The sequence below is a fragment of the Myroides pelagicus genome, from assembly GCF_009711055.1.
GTDB classification, from domain to species: Bacteria; Bacteroidota; Bacteroidia; order Flavobacteriales; family Flavobacteriaceae; genus Flavobacterium; species Flavobacterium pelagicum.
In genome coordinates this window covers 18,326-32,664 of sequence record NZ_WMJY01000003.1, presented here as the reverse complement: position 1 = coordinate 32,664, position 14,339 = coordinate 18,326, and the positions used below count along the sequence as shown (strand labels likewise).

General features: G+C 35.4%; 16 protein-coding genes. 13 read left to right on the top strand and 3 right to left on the bottom strand.

Going from position 1 to position 14,339, the window contains the following annotated elements:
* The first annotated feature begins 65 nt into the window (after nucleotides 1-65).
* The 3 genes from GJV77_RS02225 to GJV77_RS02215 all read left to right on the top strand — a co-directional run bounded on the left by GJV77_RS02225 (nucleotide 66) and on the right by GJV77_RS02215 (nucleotide 3,064).
* Nucleotides 66-1,424 (top strand): UDP-N-acetylmuramate--L-alanine ligase, encoded by a 1,359-nt coding sequence (locus tag GJV77_RS02225; RefSeq protein WP_155034729.1) that lies wholly within the window; start codon nucleotides 66-68, stop codon nucleotides 1,422-1,424.
* Nucleotides 1,425-1,623: 199 nt separating this feature from the next.
* A complete protein-coding gene (radC, locus tag GJV77_RS02220; RefSeq protein ID WP_155034728.1) occupies nucleotides 1,624-2,316 on the top strand; it encodes a RadC family protein in 693 nt (230 codons plus the stop codon).
* 52 nt (nucleotides 2,317-2,368) lie between these two features.
* Nucleotides 2,369-3,064 carry a YjjG family noncanonical pyrimidine nucleotidase gene (locus GJV77_RS02215; protein ID WP_155034727.1) on the top strand — a complete coding sequence of 232 codons (696 nt, stop codon included), beginning with the start codon at nucleotides 2,369-2,371 and terminating at the stop codon, nucleotides 3,062-3,064.
* Between the two features lie 25 nt (nucleotides 3,065-3,089).
* On the opposite strand, the gene GJV77_RS02210 is transcribed toward GJV77_RS02215, so the two are convergent.
* Entirely contained in the window at nucleotides 3,090-4,367 is a 1,278-nt protein-coding gene (locus tag GJV77_RS02210) for a replication-associated recombination protein A (RefSeq protein WP_155034809.1), read from the bottom strand.
* Between the two features lie 141 nt (nucleotides 4,368-4,508).
* Here GJV77_RS02210 and GJV77_RS02205 point away from each other — a divergent pair, with 141 nt between their 5' ends.
* Nucleotides 4,509-5,270, top strand: a complete 762-nt coding sequence (locus tag GJV77_RS02205; RefSeq protein ID WP_155034726.1) for a rhomboid family intramembrane serine protease — start codon at nucleotides 4,509-4,511, stop codon at nucleotides 5,268-5,270.
* 12 nt (nucleotides 5,271-5,282) lie between these two features.
* Here GJV77_RS02205 and GJV77_RS02200 read toward each other — a convergent pair whose 3' ends face one another.
* Together GJV77_RS02200 and rlmB are read right to left on the bottom strand one after the other, a co-directional pair.
* Nucleotides 5,283-6,332, bottom strand: a complete 1,050-nt coding sequence (locus GJV77_RS02200) for a hypothetical protein (RefSeq protein ID WP_155034725.1) — start codon at nucleotides 6,330-6,332, stop codon at nucleotides 5,283-5,285.
* A 6-nt stretch (nucleotides 6,333-6,338) separates the two neighbouring features.
* Nucleotides 6,339-7,073 carry a 23S rRNA (guanosine(2251)-2'-O)-methyltransferase RlmB gene (gene rlmB, locus GJV77_RS02195; protein WP_155034724.1) on the bottom strand — a complete coding sequence of 245 codons (735 nt, stop codon included), beginning with the start codon at nucleotides 7,071-7,073 and terminating at the stop codon, nucleotides 6,339-6,341.
* 1,127 nt (nucleotides 7,074-8,200) lie between these two features.
* On the opposite strand from rlmB, the gene rpsL reads away from it, so the two are divergent.
* From rpsL to rpsS, 9 genes are all read left to right on the top strand, one after another.
* Nucleotides 8,201-8,581 (top strand): 30S ribosomal protein S12, encoded by a 381-nt coding sequence (gene rpsL, locus GJV77_RS02190; protein ID WP_002987523.1) that lies wholly within the window; start codon nucleotides 8,201-8,203, stop codon nucleotides 8,579-8,581.
* 26 nt (nucleotides 8,582-8,607) lie between these two features.
* The gene (gene rpsG, locus GJV77_RS02185) at nucleotides 8,608-9,084 is read left to right on the top strand and encodes a 30S ribosomal protein S7 (RefSeq protein WP_155034723.1); all 477 of its coding nucleotides are present in this window, start codon (nucleotides 8,608-8,610) and stop codon (nucleotides 9,082-9,084) included.
* 21 nt (nucleotides 9,085-9,105) lie between these two features.
* The gene (gene fusA, locus GJV77_RS02180; RefSeq protein WP_155034722.1) at nucleotides 9,106-11,241 is read left to right on the top strand and encodes an elongation factor G; all 2,136 of its coding nucleotides are present in this window, start codon (nucleotides 9,106-9,108) and stop codon (nucleotides 11,239-11,241) included.
* Nucleotides 11,242-11,253: 12 nt separating this feature from the next.
* The gene (gene rpsJ / locus GJV77_RS02175) at nucleotides 11,254-11,559 is read left to right on the top strand and encodes a 30S ribosomal protein S10 (RefSeq protein WP_006259497.1); all 306 of its coding nucleotides are present in this window, start codon (nucleotides 11,254-11,256) and stop codon (nucleotides 11,557-11,559) included.
* Between the two features lie 111 nt (nucleotides 11,560-11,670).
* Entirely contained in the window at nucleotides 11,671-12,288 is a 618-nt protein-coding gene (gene rplC / locus GJV77_RS02170) for a 50S ribosomal protein L3 (protein ID WP_155034721.1), read from the top strand.
* Nucleotides 12,288-12,917: a 50S ribosomal protein L4 gene (gene rplD / locus GJV77_RS02165; protein WP_155034720.1), complete on the top strand. Its 630-nt coding sequence runs from the start codon at nucleotides 12,288-12,290 to the stop codon at nucleotides 12,915-12,917. The genes rplC and rplD overlap by 1 nt, the downstream gene beginning before the upstream one ends.
* A 7-nt stretch (nucleotides 12,918-12,924) precedes the next feature.
* Nucleotides 12,925-13,215 (top strand): 50S ribosomal protein L23, encoded by a 291-nt coding sequence (gene rplW, locus GJV77_RS02160; RefSeq protein ID WP_155034719.1) that lies wholly within the window; start codon nucleotides 12,925-12,927, stop codon nucleotides 13,213-13,215.
* 6 nt (nucleotides 13,216-13,221) lie between these two features.
* On the top strand, nucleotides 13,222-14,046 hold the full coding sequence (gene rplB, locus GJV77_RS02155) for a 50S ribosomal protein L2 (RefSeq protein WP_155034718.1): 825 nt from the start codon (nucleotides 13,222-13,224) through the stop codon (nucleotides 14,044-14,046).
* Nucleotides 14,047-14,057: 11 nt separating this feature from the next.
* Nucleotides 14,058-14,336, top strand: coding sequence for a 30S ribosomal protein S19 (gene rpsS / locus GJV77_RS02150; RefSeq protein WP_155034717.1), 279 nt, complete (start codon nucleotides 14,058-14,060; stop codon nucleotides 14,334-14,336).
* Nucleotides 14,337-14,339: the final 3 nt, after the last annotated feature.

Genomic DNA, 14,339 nt, shown 5'->3' with positions numbered 1-14,339 from the left:
AGAAAAAATGTGTGCATTTTATTTTAAAGTATTAATTTTACGTTTCAAGTAAAAAAAGAATTAAAATGCGTGTACATTTTATTGCAATAGGAGGTAGTGCAATGCACAATCTGGCCTTAGCACTACATGATAAAGGGGACGTGGTATCTGGAAGTGATGATGCTATATTTGAACCTTCTAAATCAAGGTTAGCTGTTCAAGGGTTGTTACCTCAAGAGGAAGGATGGTTTGCTGAAAAGATCACTGCGGATATAGATGCAGTTATATTAGGAATGCATGCTAAAGGAGATAATCCAGAGCTTCTAAAAGCAAAGGAGCTTGGATTGTCTATTTACTCTTATCCTGAGTTTATCTATGAGCAATCTAAAAATAAAACAAGAGTAGTTATAGGAGGGTCACATGGTAAGACGACGATTACTTCGATGATTCTTCATGTGATGCAATATCATGATCGTGAAGTAGATTATCTCGTAGGAGCTCAATTAGAAGGATTTGACCGTATGGTTAATCTGACAGATGATAATGAATTTATGTTAATCGAAGGTGATGAGTATTTATCGTCAGCATTGGATTTACGTCCAAAGTTTCATTTGTACCAACCTAATATAGCTCTTCTTAGCGGAATCGCTTGGGATCATATAAATGTTTTTCCTACGTTTGAAAACTATATTGAACAGTTCAAGATATTTATTGATAAAATCGTAAATGGGGGTGTTCTTGTTTATAATGAGGAAGATCGAATTGTAAAGCGATTAGTTGAAGAGACAGAAAACCCAATACGCAAGCTTGCATATATTACTCCTGAGTATTCAATTGAAGATGGGGTTACTTATTTGGAAACAAATGAAGGGGCTATGCCTTTGGAGATATTTGGAGCGCATAACCTAAGTAATTTAAATGGTGCTAAATGGGTATGCCAAAATATGGGAATAGATGAAGATGACTTCTATGAAGCTATTGCAAGCTTTAAAGGAGCATCAAAAAGATTAGAGAGATTGTATGATGCTGAGGGTACGATTGTCTATAAAGATTTTGCCCATTCTCCTAGTAAAGTTAAAGCTACCACAATGGCAGTTAAAGCTCAATATCCTAATAAAAAGGTAATTGCCTGTTTAGAATTACATACCTATAGTAGTTTAAATACCGATTTCTTAACGCAGTATAAAGGAGCTCTTGATGGTGTAGATGAGGCCGTTGTTTTTTATTCTTTAGATGCTCTAAAGATTAAACAAATGAGTGAAATATCAAAAGAGCAAATGGTAACTGCATTTGATCATAAAGCATTAAATACTTACACTGATGCGGATAGTTTTAAATCTTTTTTGTATGAATTAGACTTAAAAGATACCGTCCTTTTATTTATGAGTTCTGGTAATTACGGTGGTCTGTCATTGGATAAATTCATTTCAGAGAGATGTTCTTAGCTGTAAAAGCCTGAAGCACTATAAGAGGGATAATCGTGTGGATTATCCCTCTACTTTTTTTACGAAACGTTGTTAAAGTGTTAGGTTTCTGATATTGTTAAGATCTTAGTAATGGTTAATATTATTATTGTATTATTAAATCTTTTCTCAGTTAATATGGGGGGATTTTTGATGTTGATAAGGTGAAATTTCACATGATATGGAAACAATTAATTTTACAATAAAACAATGGGCAGAAGATGATAGACCTAGAGAAAAGGTTTTAAGTAAAGGGAAGTCATCACTTAGTGATGCAGAGTTGCTAGCAATCCTTATTGGCTCAGGAAGTCGAAATGAGACTGCTGTAGAGCTGTGTAAGCGATTATTGAACACTTATAATAACGATTTGACATTACTCGCACGACAAGGAGTAAAAGAGCTGATGTTGTTTATAGGAATAGGTGAGGCTAAAACAGTTTCCATTATAGCAGCATTAGAGTTAGGCCAACGTAGAAGAATGGCAGATCAGTTGTTGCAAGATCGTATTACGTGTAGTAAAGATGTATTTGAATTAATGCAGCCGCTACTCGGGGATTTAGATCACGAAGAGTTCTGGGTTTTATTACTGAGTAATTCCAATAAGATAAATTTCAAATTAGCTTTGAGCAAAGGAGGTATGACAGGCATTGTTGTTGATGTTCGTTTGTTGTTTAAAGCAGCATTAGATCATCGTGCGACTGGTTTGATCTTAGTACACAATCACCCTTCAGGAAAGTTGAAACCAAGTGAGGCTGACATTTCGCTAACTAAGAAAATTAGAGAAGGAGGTAAAATTATGGATGTTTCTTTGTTGGATCATGTTATTGTTACTGAGTTCGGGTATTATAGTTTTGCAGATGAAGGGATACTTTAAAGATTTATATTTTTACTAAATAGTACTACTTTTGTAGCTTAATAATAGAATTATGAGATTGTCATATAGAGATAAGACAGATGTATTTTTTGATTTAGACCATACACTTTGGGATTTTGAGCGCAATTCAGCATTAGCTTTTCACGAAGTCATAAAAAGGCTGAAATTGCCATTTGCTCCTGATACCTTCTTAGATTTTTATGTTCCGATTAATGCTGCTTATTGGGAAAAATATAGTTTAAACTTAGTTTCGAAAGAAGAGCTGCGCATTGGTCGTATTCGTGACACATTTGAACAATTGAGTTATCAATCTGATGAATATGAAATTAGGTTGTTGGGAGATAATTACCTTCAGGAAATGCCTAATCACAACCATTTATTTGACGGTGTATTGGAAGTGTTGGAATATTTGCAAGATAAATATCAATTGCACATTATCACGAATGGGTTTAATGAAGTACAAGACAAAAAATTGAAGCGTTCGGGAATTGAACCTTATTTTAAAACAGTGACAAACTCTGAGATAGCTGGTGTTAGTAAACCAAATCCTCAAATCTTTAATTTTGCTTTAAATGCTGCTAATGCTAATGCAGCTCAGAGTATAATGATAGGTGACAACCTGATGGCTGATGTAAAGGGGGCTTTAGCTGTTGGAATGGATGCTATTTATTACAATCCTCAAGTGAAATTAAATACTAAGGATTATTTCCAAATAACAGACTTGATAGAATTAAAAAAACTGCTATAAAGCAGTTTTTTTTAAGTTTAGGTGTTTAGTATTCGTATTTAATGTCCCAGCGATTTTTCAGGAACTCTCTAGTGCTTTGTTCCCGATTGTTTTGACCAGGTTCATAAAATACGGTATTTACTAAGTCATCAGGAAGATATTCTTGTTGTACAAAGTTATTTGTGAAATCGTGAGGATAGTTGTATTCTTCACCGTACCCTAGCTCTTTCATTAGTTTAGTAGGTGCATTTCTCAAATGTAGAGGTACGGATAAGTCTCCTGTTTGCTTGACAGTTTGTTGTGCTTTTCCTATTGCTAAGTAGGCGGAATTGCTTTTTGGAGATGTAGCTAAGTAGATTGTGCATTGACTTAATAGGATACGACTTTCTGGGTATCCTATTACAGATACTGCTTGAAATACATTATTTGCCATAATCAATGCAGTAGGGTTTGCAAGGCCAATATCTTCAGAAGCGTGAATTAATAAGCGTCTAGCAATAAATTTTAGATCTTCTCCTCCTTCTATCATTCGTGCTAACCAATACACTGCACCATTCGGGTCACTTCCTCTTATCGACTTGATAAATGCAGAAATGATATCATAGTGTTGCTCTCCAGTTTTGTCGTATAAGACAGTATTTTGTTGTACTATTTTTAATACCATCTCATTGTTTATCTCAATATAGTCTCCTCCTGTAGCATTGACAATTAGTTCAAAAGTATTTAGGAGTTTTCTCCCATCTCCTCCAGAAAGTCTGAAAAGAGCTTCAGTTTCTTTAAGTGTTATTTTTTTAGTTCTTAGAATTTCATCTTGTTCTATTGCTCTATTAAGTAGGGTTTTGAGGTCTTCTTTAGTGAAGGCATTAAGTGTATATACTTGACATCGGGATAGTAAAGCAGGTATCACTTCAAAGCTTGGGTTTTCTGTTGTTGCTCCTATCAGAGTTACCCATCCTCTTTCTACAGCTGCTAATAGGGAATCTTGTTGTGATTTACTAAATCGATGTATCTCATCGATGAAAAGGATAGGATTCTTTGTTGTAAAAAGACCAGTGTTTTTCTTCGCTTTCTCTATTACTTCACGAACATCTTTTACTCCTGAATTGATTGCGCTAAGTACATAGAATGGTCGCTCACTCTGTTTAGCTAAGATTTCCGCTAACGTTGTCTTTCCTGTACCAGGAGGTCCCCAAAAGATTAATGAAGGTATGAATCCCATCTTTAATTGATTGGTTAGTATTCCATGTTCACCAACTAAATGATTTTGACTGACATAATCTTCTAATCTGTGGGGTCTCACTCTTTCTGCTAATGGTGCATCCATCATAATTCATTTGGTTATTCAAAACAAAAATACAATGCTTTTTGGAAATTTATTCCACAATTACAGCGAGTTTTATTCAATTCAGTCAATATCTTGTGAATACTGCTGTACATTGTAGTTTAAAAGTGTTATTTTAGTTTAATGAAGAAAGTGCCTCATTTATCGCTATCTATTGTCTTGTTGCCTTTGTTTTTTGTCTTATGCATTTGGCTAGTTTATTGGCTTGACTGGAGTTATTTTTATTTGCAGTTGTATGAGTTTGGGATTTACCCTAGAACGTGGATAGGGTTGAGAGGTGTACTTTTTAGTCCTTTCATACATGGCGATTTAAAACATTTATATCACAATTCCTTGGCTCTTTTTGTATTGCTTTTATTGCTACAATATTTTTATAAGAAGCAAACAAGTAGGGTTATTGTCTATGGCATTCTTCTTTCTGGGCTATTTACATGGTTGTTTGCACGTACGAGTTATCATATAGGAGCGAGTGGATTGATTTATGTGATGATTAGTTTTATATTCTTTAAAGGAATGCGTACGCGCTATTATCGATTGATGGCAGTTTCATTTGTTGTGGTAGTTATCTATGGAGGGGCTGTATGGTATATGTTTCCTTCTGTAGAAGAGGGGATATCTTGGGAAGGGCATCTAAGTGGTTTTATTGTTGGTTTCATTTTGAGTGTATGGATAGAGGAGCCTGATATTCCTGAAAAATATTATAGATACGAGTGGCAAAGGCCAGATTACGATGAACGTTTAGATCCGTTTATGCAGTGTTTTGATGATCAGGGTAATTTTGTTTTGAAACCTAGGGAGAATTCCAATGAGATGAAGAATCCTTATCGTTTAGGCTTACCCGTAATTCCTGTAGATTATTTGAGTAAGTATGTGGAAAAGTTATGAAAAAAAAGCGTCTTAAAAGACGCTTCTATAATTCTTTACTGTAAATGCAATGGCTGTATCTAATATGTCTCCCATGCTTTCGCAGTATTTGAAACCTTTTTCGTGTACATAGTCATATAGTTCTAACTTGAGTTGTTCTACGTGTTCTCGTGGAGCGATATGATCATTTTTCATTACCTCTAAAAGGTCTTCTAGTCTTTCTTTATTACTCAATACCCTTCTGACCAAAACCGAACGTATTTCTTTTCGATATTGTTCAATAGTTGTGTCTTTAAATTTCCCTAAGACTAATTGGACAATTTTATTGTTTTCTTTGAAGAATTGAGGTAGATAAAACTTAAGGCTACCTTCATAGCATTGTTGATCAAAATCAATAGGTCGTATACGATAGACCACATGGTCAAAATCATGCGTAGGAATAATGACATAATTATATGCCCTCATATCACCTAATAAACCGATCAGACAACGCTCATTAAACTTTACATACTCTTTTGCAATTTGTGCTTGTTCTAGAGCGTTGCATTGTTCTAAATGTTCATTGATGAATACATCGCCAGGAATCCCCATAATATGTTCTTCTATTAAAGTATCTTGGTGCACAAGATAGTTCATAGAATAAGGGGATAACATTTCTTCTAATTCTAAACCATAGATGCGGGAAGCATCTGCGCGTTTGATATAGAAATTAGTATAGATGTCATTTAGCTTGTTTCTTACTTTGATGCGGAATGGTTGTGAGTTACCAAAGGAGCAAAAGTCAATCGAATCTACTGTTAAGTGCTGTAAGGTCTCTACGTCACCATCTGAATGCAGTAAGGTGTATATTTTGGTAAGACTTGCCTCAATTTCTTTGTATTCATGCTCGGGATAATAGACTCTTAACCAAAGTGTATCATTGCCATTTTTATCTTCAACACTAATGTAACCACTAAAACGCAACAAGTCCTCGTACAGAATACTGATTTTAGTAGTACGTTTATATTTATCAAGGTATTTTTCCAGATGCTTTGATACGGGATAACTTGGCTTTTTTAGTTGTTTTTTAATGTCTTTTTTCATGTTGTTTTATCTTCTTTGGCGAATTGCTTCGTATAAGAATGCACCACAAGCAACAGATACGTTTAGAGAATCAATTACACTAAACATTGGCAATTTAGCTTTTACATCAATGATTTTTAATACAGATGGATTTATCCCCTTATCTTCACTTCCCATGATGATTGCTATCGGAACGTTTAGATCAACATCATAGATTTCCTGCTCAGCTTTTTCTGTTGCACCTAGTGTTGTTACTCCAGATCCTTGTAGGTAGAATACAGCATCTTTAATATGGTCTACTTTGCAAATAGGGATATTAAATACCGCACCTGCTGATGTTTTAACAGTGTCTCCATTGACTGGAGCTGCTCCATTTTTAGAGATGATGATACCGTCTGCACCACAGCATACTGCTGTACGAATAATTGCACCAAAATTACGCGCATCAGATAGTTGATCTAGAATTACAAATAAAGGTTTTTCTTTTTTTGCTAGAACATCTTCAACTAACGTTTCCATCGATACAAAAGAAATCGGAGCAATGGTAGCTATTGCACCTTGGTGATTCTTTTTTGTCAGTCTATTTAATTTTTCAATGGGGACATATGAAAAATTAACATTATTCTTTTTTAGTGTTTTTGTTAATTCATTCATTAACTCTCCATTAGCTTCTTTTTGAATAAACACTTTATCAATGTCTTTCCCTGCCTCTATGGCTTCGATAATAGCACGAATACCAAATATTTGATTGTCCTGTTCCATGATGCAAATGTAATATAAAATACTGGGTAATTGGAAAGGAGAGTCTTTGAACTTGTATACATATTAATTGTATTTTTATTTTTCCATCATTAGTAATTGACTCGCTTTCCTTTTGAAGTAAAAGGTTGTCGTTATGCTGTGTTTTTTCAATTAATGTTTTATCTAAGTTAATTGTAGGTATTTGATCAACTGGAGATTGTTTTTTACTGTTCTTAAAATGTGCTATAGGGATAGTTGAAAAAGTAGATTATAACTTACTGAAATGTGTCTTAGCTTAATGGATTTAAGGCTTAAGCATGCTTTTTCGAGTCTTGTTCGAGACGTCTTCGGTAGAAGTGCCTACAACTAGGGTTTTTTCCGAATACGATTCGAAGAAGTCTTGGGAAAGGCTTATAAATACTGAGGATGACTGTGGGTTTTAAGGTTTTAAAGAAAAAAACAAATGATAAAATGAGAAAAATAAAGCACCTTGTGGAATGGTGTTTTTGCAGCGTAACCAAGGGGGCTTTGAATAGTATATCTCTTAGTACTCTAAATATCAGTTGACGTGTTGTTACGATGCAAAGATATGAAATTTATAGGTGTATTTTGTTTAGTAGAGCATTATGAATTAATGTTGTTTATTGATGTTGTTTTAATAGGGAAGCTTATTGGTTGATGATGATTTTAGGAATGTTGAGGAGTAATAATCGTTTTTAGGTGTATTAGCAAATTCGTAAGTAACTTTTTTAGTTTGTAGTCTATATTGAGTGTTTATTAGATATACAGTATGGGGGATGGTAAAGTTTTAAAAATGTGATTTAATAGAATAGGTGTGTGGGTGATTTAGCGTAATGTGTAGGGCTTTGATAACTTTAGCTGAGTTACGACTATTTTGCTTGTTGTTTATAAGAGGTATTGTTTGAAAAAAAAATATAGATGTTTGTAATTGTTTGATTCGAATGCTTTTATGGGATAGATGTTTTTTGCTGGTGCAATAGTAGGTGAGAATAGGTTGAGTATGAAAAAAGTTTAATATGATTGAAAATTAATATGTTGAGACTTTGAATAATTCAAAAAAGTTTATACATTTGCAACCCCGTAAAGTGTGCGGGAAAATATATTTTTGGAAATTATTAATAAACATTATGCCAACAATTCAACAATTAGTAAGAACAGGGAGAACCCAATTGACTAAGAAGAGTAAATCGGTTGCTTTGGATTCTTGTCCTCAAAGAAGAGGAGTTTGTACGCGTGTTTATACTACTACACCTAAAAAACCAAACTCTGCAATGCGTAAAGTTGCAAGGGTACGTTTAACAAATGGTAATGAAGTAAACGCTTACATCCCAGGAGAAGGACACAATTTACAAGAGCACTCGATAGTATTAGTTAGAGGTGGAAGGGTAAAAGATTTGCCAGGTGTTAGATACCACATTGTACGTGGAGCTTTGGATACTGCCGGAGTAAACGGTAGAACTCAAAGAAGATCTAAATATGGAGCTAAACGCCCTAAAGACAAAAAGTAATCGTATAAACGTTTAAGAAGGAAGACATGAGAAAAAGACAGGCTAAAAAGAGACCTCTTTTACCGGATCCGAAATTTAATGATCAATTAGTTACGCGTTTTGTGAATAACTTAATGTGGGATGGTAAAAAGTCTACGGCTTTTAAAGTGTTCTATGATGCGTTAGCAATCGTAGAAGAGAAAAAACAAGATGAGGAGAAAACTTCTTTGGAAGTTTGGAAAGATGCATTAACTAACGTTATGCCTCACGTAGAAGTGCGTTCTCGTCGTGTTGGAGGGGCAACTTTCCAAATTCCAATGCAAATTCGTCCGGATAGAAAGATTTCTATGGCGATGAAATGGATGATTTTGTATGCGAGAAAAAGAAATGAGAAATCTATGGCTGGAAAATTAGCGTCTGAAATCTTAGCTGCTGCTAAAGAAGAAGGAGCTGCTGTTAAAAAGAGAATGGATACTCATAAGATGGCTGAAGCTAATAAAGCATTCTCTCACTTTAGATTTTAATCCATACAGAAACTATATACAATGGCAAGAGATTTAAAATATACAAGAAACATTGGTATCGCTGCTCACATCGATGCTGGTAAGACAACAACTACAGAGCGTATTTTGTTCTATACAGGTAAAAACCATAAAATGGGAGAAACTCACGAAGGGTCTTCTACTATGGACTGGATGGAGCAAGAGGCTGAAAGAGGTATTACTATTACATCGGCAGCTACTACTTGTACTTGGAATTTCCCAACAAACCAAGGAGCGAAGTTACCTGAGTCTATGGAGTACCACTTCAATATTATTGATACTCCGGGACACGTTGACTTTACGGTAGAGGTTAACCGTTCTTTACGTGTATTAGATGGATTAGTGTTCTTATTTAGTGCTGTTGATGGTGTTGAGCCTCAATCAGAAACTAACTGGAGATTAGCTGATAACTATAAAGTTCCACGTATGGGGTTTGTTAATAAAATGGACCGTCAAGGAGCTAACTTCTTAGCAGTTTGTCAACAAGTTAAGGATATGTTGAAATCTAACGCTGTGCCAATCGTTTTACCAATTGGTGATGAGGCTGATTTCAGAGGAATCGTTGACTTAGTGAAAAACCGCGCAATCGTATGGCATGATGAGAATCATGGTTCTACATTTGATATTGTTGATATCCCAGCTGAAATGGCTGATGATGTTAAACAATATAGAGGTCAATTAATTGAGGAAATTGCAGCTTACGATGAGAATCTTTTAGAGAAATATATGGAAGATGAAAACTCAATCACTGAAGAGGAAGTACACACGGCTTTACGTGCAGCTACTCTTGATATGAGTATTATCCCAATGACTTGTGGATCATCGTTCAAAAATAAAGGGGTTCAGTTTATGTTAGATGCTGTATGTCGTTATTTGCCTTCTCCAATGGATAAGGAAGCTATCGAAGGTACAGATCCAGATACTGAAGAACCGATTGTACGTAAACCTTCTGTAACTGAGCCGTTCGCTGCTTTAGCATTTAAAATTGCTACTGATCCTTATGTAGGTCGTTTAGCATTCTTTAGAGCTTATTCAGGGCACTTAGATGCAGGTTCTTATGTGTTGAATACTCGTTCAGGAAACAAAGAGCGTATCTCTCGTATTTACCAAATGCACGCTAACAAGCAAAATGCAGTAGAATATATTGAGGCTGGAGATATCGGTGCAGCTGTAGGGTTTAAAGATATCAAAACTGGAGATACTCTATGTGATGAGAAAAATCCTATCGTACTTGAAAGTATGATATTCCCAGATCCTGTAATTGGTATCGCTATTGAGCCAAAAACAAAAGCGGATATGGATAAGATGGGTGTTGCTTTGGCTAAATTGGCTGAAGAGGATCCAACATTTACAGTGAAAACTGACCAAGCGTCTGGACAAACAGTAATCTCTGGAATGGGTGAGCTTCACTTAGACGTACTTATCGATCGTATGAAACGTGAGTTTAAAGTAGAGGTTAATCAAGGTGAGCCACAAGTTGAGTACAAAGAGGCGCTTACGCGTACTGCTAATCACAGAGAAGCTTATAAAAAGCAATCAGGTGGACGTGGTAAGTTTGCGGATATTGTATTTACAATTGGACCAGCTGACGAAGTTGATGGTAAGCCATTCGTAGGGTTACAATTCGTTAACGAAGTTAAAGGTGGTAACGTTCCTAAAGAATATATTCCTGCAGTAGAGAAAGGATTTAGAGAAGCAATGAAGCAAGGGCCTTTGGCTGGATTCGAAATGGATGCAATGAAGGTTACTTTAACAGATGGTTCATATCACGCGGTTGACTCGGATGCATTATCATTCGAATTAGCAGCTAAGATGGGGTATAAGGCAGTGGCTAAGGCAGCAGGAGCTGTAATCCTTGAGCCAATCATGAAGTTAGAGGTATTAACTCCTGAAGAAAACATGGGTGATATCGTTGGAGATTTGAACCGTCGTCGTGGACAAATCAACAGTATGGATGATAGAGCTGGATCTAAAGTTGTTAAAGCTTCTGTACCTTTATCAGAAATGTTCGGTTATGTAACTACGTTAAGAACATTATCATCGGGTAGAGCAACTTCTACAATGGAGTTCTCTCACTACTCTGAAACTCCATCAAACATTTCAGAGGATGTAATCGCTAAAGCAAAAGGAAACGCTTAATCTTAGAGAAAAATGAGTCAAAAAATCAGAATAAAATTAAAATCTTACGATCATATGTTGGTTGATAAATCAGCAGAGAAAATCGTAAAAACTGTAAAAAGTACAGGTGCTGTTGTTACTGGGCCAATTCCATTACCAACACATAAAAAAATCTTTACTGTTCTTCGTTCTCCTCACGTGAACAAAAAAGCTAGAGAGCAGTTTGAATTAAGTTCATACAAAAGATTGTTAGATATTTATTCATCATCTTCAAAAACGATTGATGCTTTAATGAAATTAGAGTTACCAAGTGGAGTTGAAGTTGAGATCAAAGTGTGATAATAACTAACTTTTCATATTGAAAAATATTCTCGCTAAGTATTAAGATTTGTTTCTTAATACTTAGCTTCTTAAATGAATAAAACAATTTATAATTAATAATTAATATTTATGTCTGGGTTAATTGGTAAAAAAATCGGCATGACTAGTATTTTCGACGAAAATGGAAAAAACATTCCATGTACAGTAATCGAAGTTACTCCAAATGTCGTTACCCAAGTCAGAACCATTGAGGTTGACGGGTATGAAGCGTTACAACTTGGTTTCGATGACAAATCAGATAAACATGCTACTAAAGCTGAGTTAGGTCACTTTAAAAAAGCTGGAACATCTGCTAAAAGAAAAGTTGTTGAAATTAAAGATTTTGCTGGAGAGTATAAGTTAGGTGATGCAATCGCTGTGGATTTATTCTTAGAAGGTGAGTTTGTAGACGTACAAGGTGTGTCTAAAGGTAAAGGATTCCAAGGGGTTGTAAAACGTCATGGATTCGGTGGAGTTGGACAAGTTACTCACGGTCAAAAGAACCGTTTGAGAGCGCCAGGTTCAGTAGGTGCATCTTCTTATCCTTCTAGAGTATTCAAAGGAATGCGTATGGCAGGAAGAACAGGAGGAGTAAATGTAACAGTACAAAACCTTAGAGTTTTAAAAGTAGTTGCTGATAAAAATCTACTTGTTGTTAAGGGAGCAGTTCCAGGACACAAAAACTCTTATGTAATCATTCAGAAGTAATGGAAGTAAAAGTTTTAGATATCACAGGAAAAGATACTGGTAGAAAAGTTGAACTTTTAGATTCAGTATTCGGTATAGAGCCAAACAATCATGCAGTATATCTTGATGTTAAACAATATTTAGCAAATCAAAGACAAGGTACTCATAAAGCTAAAGAAAGAGCTGAGATCTCTGGAAGTACTCGCAAGATTAAGAAACAAAAGGGAACTGGTACTGCAAGAGCAGGAAGTATTAAGTCTCCAGTTTTCAGAGGGGGAGGAAGAATCTTCGGACCTAGACCAAGAACTTACTCTTTAAAATTAAACAAAAGTTTAAAACGATTAGCGAGAAAATCTGCATTCTCAATTAAAGTGCAAGAGTCAAATTTAATCGTTGTTGAAAACTTTAACTTTGAAGCTCCAAGTACTAAGAATTTCATTAATGTATTGAAAGGATTAGGGTTGGAAAATAAAAAATCTCTATTTGTGTTGGGTGAATCAAATAAAAATGTATATTTGTCATCACGCAATTTAGAGAAGGCTGCTGTTGTAACTAACTCAGAATTAAGTACTTATGCGATTTTAAACGCAGGAAGTTTAGTGCTTACAGAGGGTTCAGTGGCTGGTATTGTTGAAAATTTAAGTAAATAATAGGAAGATGAGTGTTTTAATTAAGCCTATAATTACAGAAAAAATAACTAAAGACAGTGAGGTTTTTGGTCGTTTTGGTTTCGTAGTGAATAGAAAAGCTAACAAAATTGAGATTAAAAAAGCAGTGGAAGCTGCTTATGGAGTTACAGTTGTTAGTGTAAATACTATGAACTATGGTGCAGAGCGTTCAGTGAAATACACAAAAAGTGGTATGATCAACGCTAAAACTAATGCTTATAAGAAAGCAGTAGTTCAATTGAAAGAAGGAGAGAGTATAGACTTTTATTCAAATATCTAATAAATAATGTCAGTTAGAAAATTAAAACCTATTACCCCAGGTCAGCGTTTTAGAGTTGTGAATAGTTTTGACGCTATAACAACTGATAAGCCGGAGCGTAGTTTACTAGCACCGAAAAAAAAATCTGGAGGTAGAAATAGTCAAGGGAAAATGACCATGCGCTATATGGGTGGTGGTCATAAGCAAAGATACCGTGTGGTAGATTTTAAAAGAGCTAAAGTTGGTATTCCAGCTACAGTTAAAACTATCGAGTATGATCCAAACCGTTCAGCTTTTATTTCATTATTAGCTTATGCGGATGGTGCAAAAACATACATCATTGCACAAAGTGGTATCAAAGTTGGACAAACTGTAGTTTCAGGTCCAGATGCAGCGCCAGAAGTTGGTAATGCAATGCCTTTAAGAAATATTCCTTTAGGAACTGTTATTTCTTGTATTGAACTACGTCCAGGACAAGGAGCTGTAATTGCTCGTTCGGCTGGTACTTTTGCGCAATTAGTTGCAAGAGATGGTAAATATGCTACAATCAAAATGCCTTCTGGAGAGATCCGTTTAATCTTGTTAGATTGTATGGCAACGATTGGTGCAGTTTCTAACCACGATCATCAATTAATCGTATCAGGAAAAGCTGGTAGATCAAGATGGTTAGGTAGAAGACCAAGAACTAGAGCTGTAGCGATGAACCCAGTAGATCACCCAATGGGAGGTGGAGAAGGACGTTCATCAGGAGGACACCCACGTTCAAGAAACGGGATGCCTGCTAAAGGATACAGAACGCGTTCTAAAGTTAAAGCGAGTAATAAGTATATTGTTGAACGTAGAAAGAAATAAAAGATTAAGAGATGGCACGTTCGTTAAAAAAAGGACCTTATGTTCACTTTAAATTAGAGAAAAAAGTTCAACAAAATATTGAAGGAGGAAATAAAGGGGTTGTTAAGACTTGGTCAAGAGCTTCTATGATTACTCCAGATTTCGTTGGACAAACTATTGCAGTGCATAATGGTCGTCAGTTTGTTCCTGTTTATGTAACAGAGAACATGGTAGGACATAAATTAGGAGAGTTTTCACCAACAAGATCGTTTAGAGGTCACGCTGGTGCAAAGAATAAAGGTAAAAAATAATAA

Excerpts from the sequence above, each read along its gene's own strand:
- GJV77_RS02215 (WP_155034727.1), top strand. The coding sequence starts at position 2,369 with ATGAGATTGTCATATAGAGATAAGACAGATGTATTTTTTGATTTAGAC.
- rpsS (WP_155034717.1), top strand. The coding sequence starts at position 14,058 with ATGGCACGTTCGTTAAAAAAAGGACCTTATGTTCACTTTAAATTAGAG.
- rplC (WP_155034721.1), top strand. The coding sequence starts at position 11,671 with ATGTCTGGGTTAATTGGTAAAAAAATCGGCATGACTAGTATTTTCGAC.
- rplW (WP_155034719.1), top strand. The coding sequence starts at position 12,925 with ATGAGTGTTTTAATTAAGCCTATAATTACAGAAAAAATAACTAAAGAC.
- rplB (WP_155034718.1), top strand. The coding sequence starts at position 13,222 with ATGTCAGTTAGAAAATTAAAACCTATTACCCCAGGTCAGCGTTTTAGA.
- rpsL (WP_002987523.1), top strand. The coding sequence starts at position 8,201 with ATGCCAACAATTCAACAATTAGTAAGAACAGGGAGAACCCAATTGACT.
- GJV77_RS02210 (WP_155034809.1), bottom strand. The coding sequence starts at position 4,367 with ATGGATGCACCATTAGCAGAAAGAGTGAGACCCCACAGATTAGAAGAT.
- radC (WP_155034728.1), top strand. The coding sequence starts at position 1,624 with ATGGAAACAATTAATTTTACAATAAAACAATGGGCAGAAGATGATAGA.
- rplD (WP_155034720.1), top strand. The coding sequence starts at position 12,288 with ATGGAAGTAAAAGTTTTAGATATCACAGGAAAAGATACTGGTAGAAAA.
- fusA (WP_155034722.1), top strand. The coding sequence starts at position 9,106 with ATGGCAAGAGATTTAAAATATACAAGAAACATTGGTATCGCTGCTCAC.
- GJV77_RS02200 (WP_155034725.1), bottom strand. The coding sequence starts at position 6,332 with ATGAAAAAAGACATTAAAAAACAACTAAAAAAGCCAAGTTATCCCGTA.
- GJV77_RS02225 (WP_155034729.1), top strand. The coding sequence starts at position 66 with ATGCGTGTACATTTTATTGCAATAGGAGGTAGTGCAATGCACAATCTG.
- rpsG (WP_155034723.1), top strand. The coding sequence starts at position 8,608 with ATGAGAAAAAGACAGGCTAAAAAGAGACCTCTTTTACCGGATCCGAAA.
- rpsJ (WP_006259497.1), top strand. The coding sequence starts at position 11,254 with ATGAGTCAAAAAATCAGAATAAAATTAAAATCTTACGATCATATGTTG.
- GJV77_RS02205 (WP_155034726.1), top strand. The coding sequence starts at position 4,509 with ATGAAGAAAGTGCCTCATTTATCGCTATCTATTGTCTTGTTGCCTTTG.
- rlmB (WP_155034724.1), bottom strand. The coding sequence starts at position 7,073 with ATGGAACAGGACAATCAAATATTTGGTATTCGTGCTATTATCGAAGCC.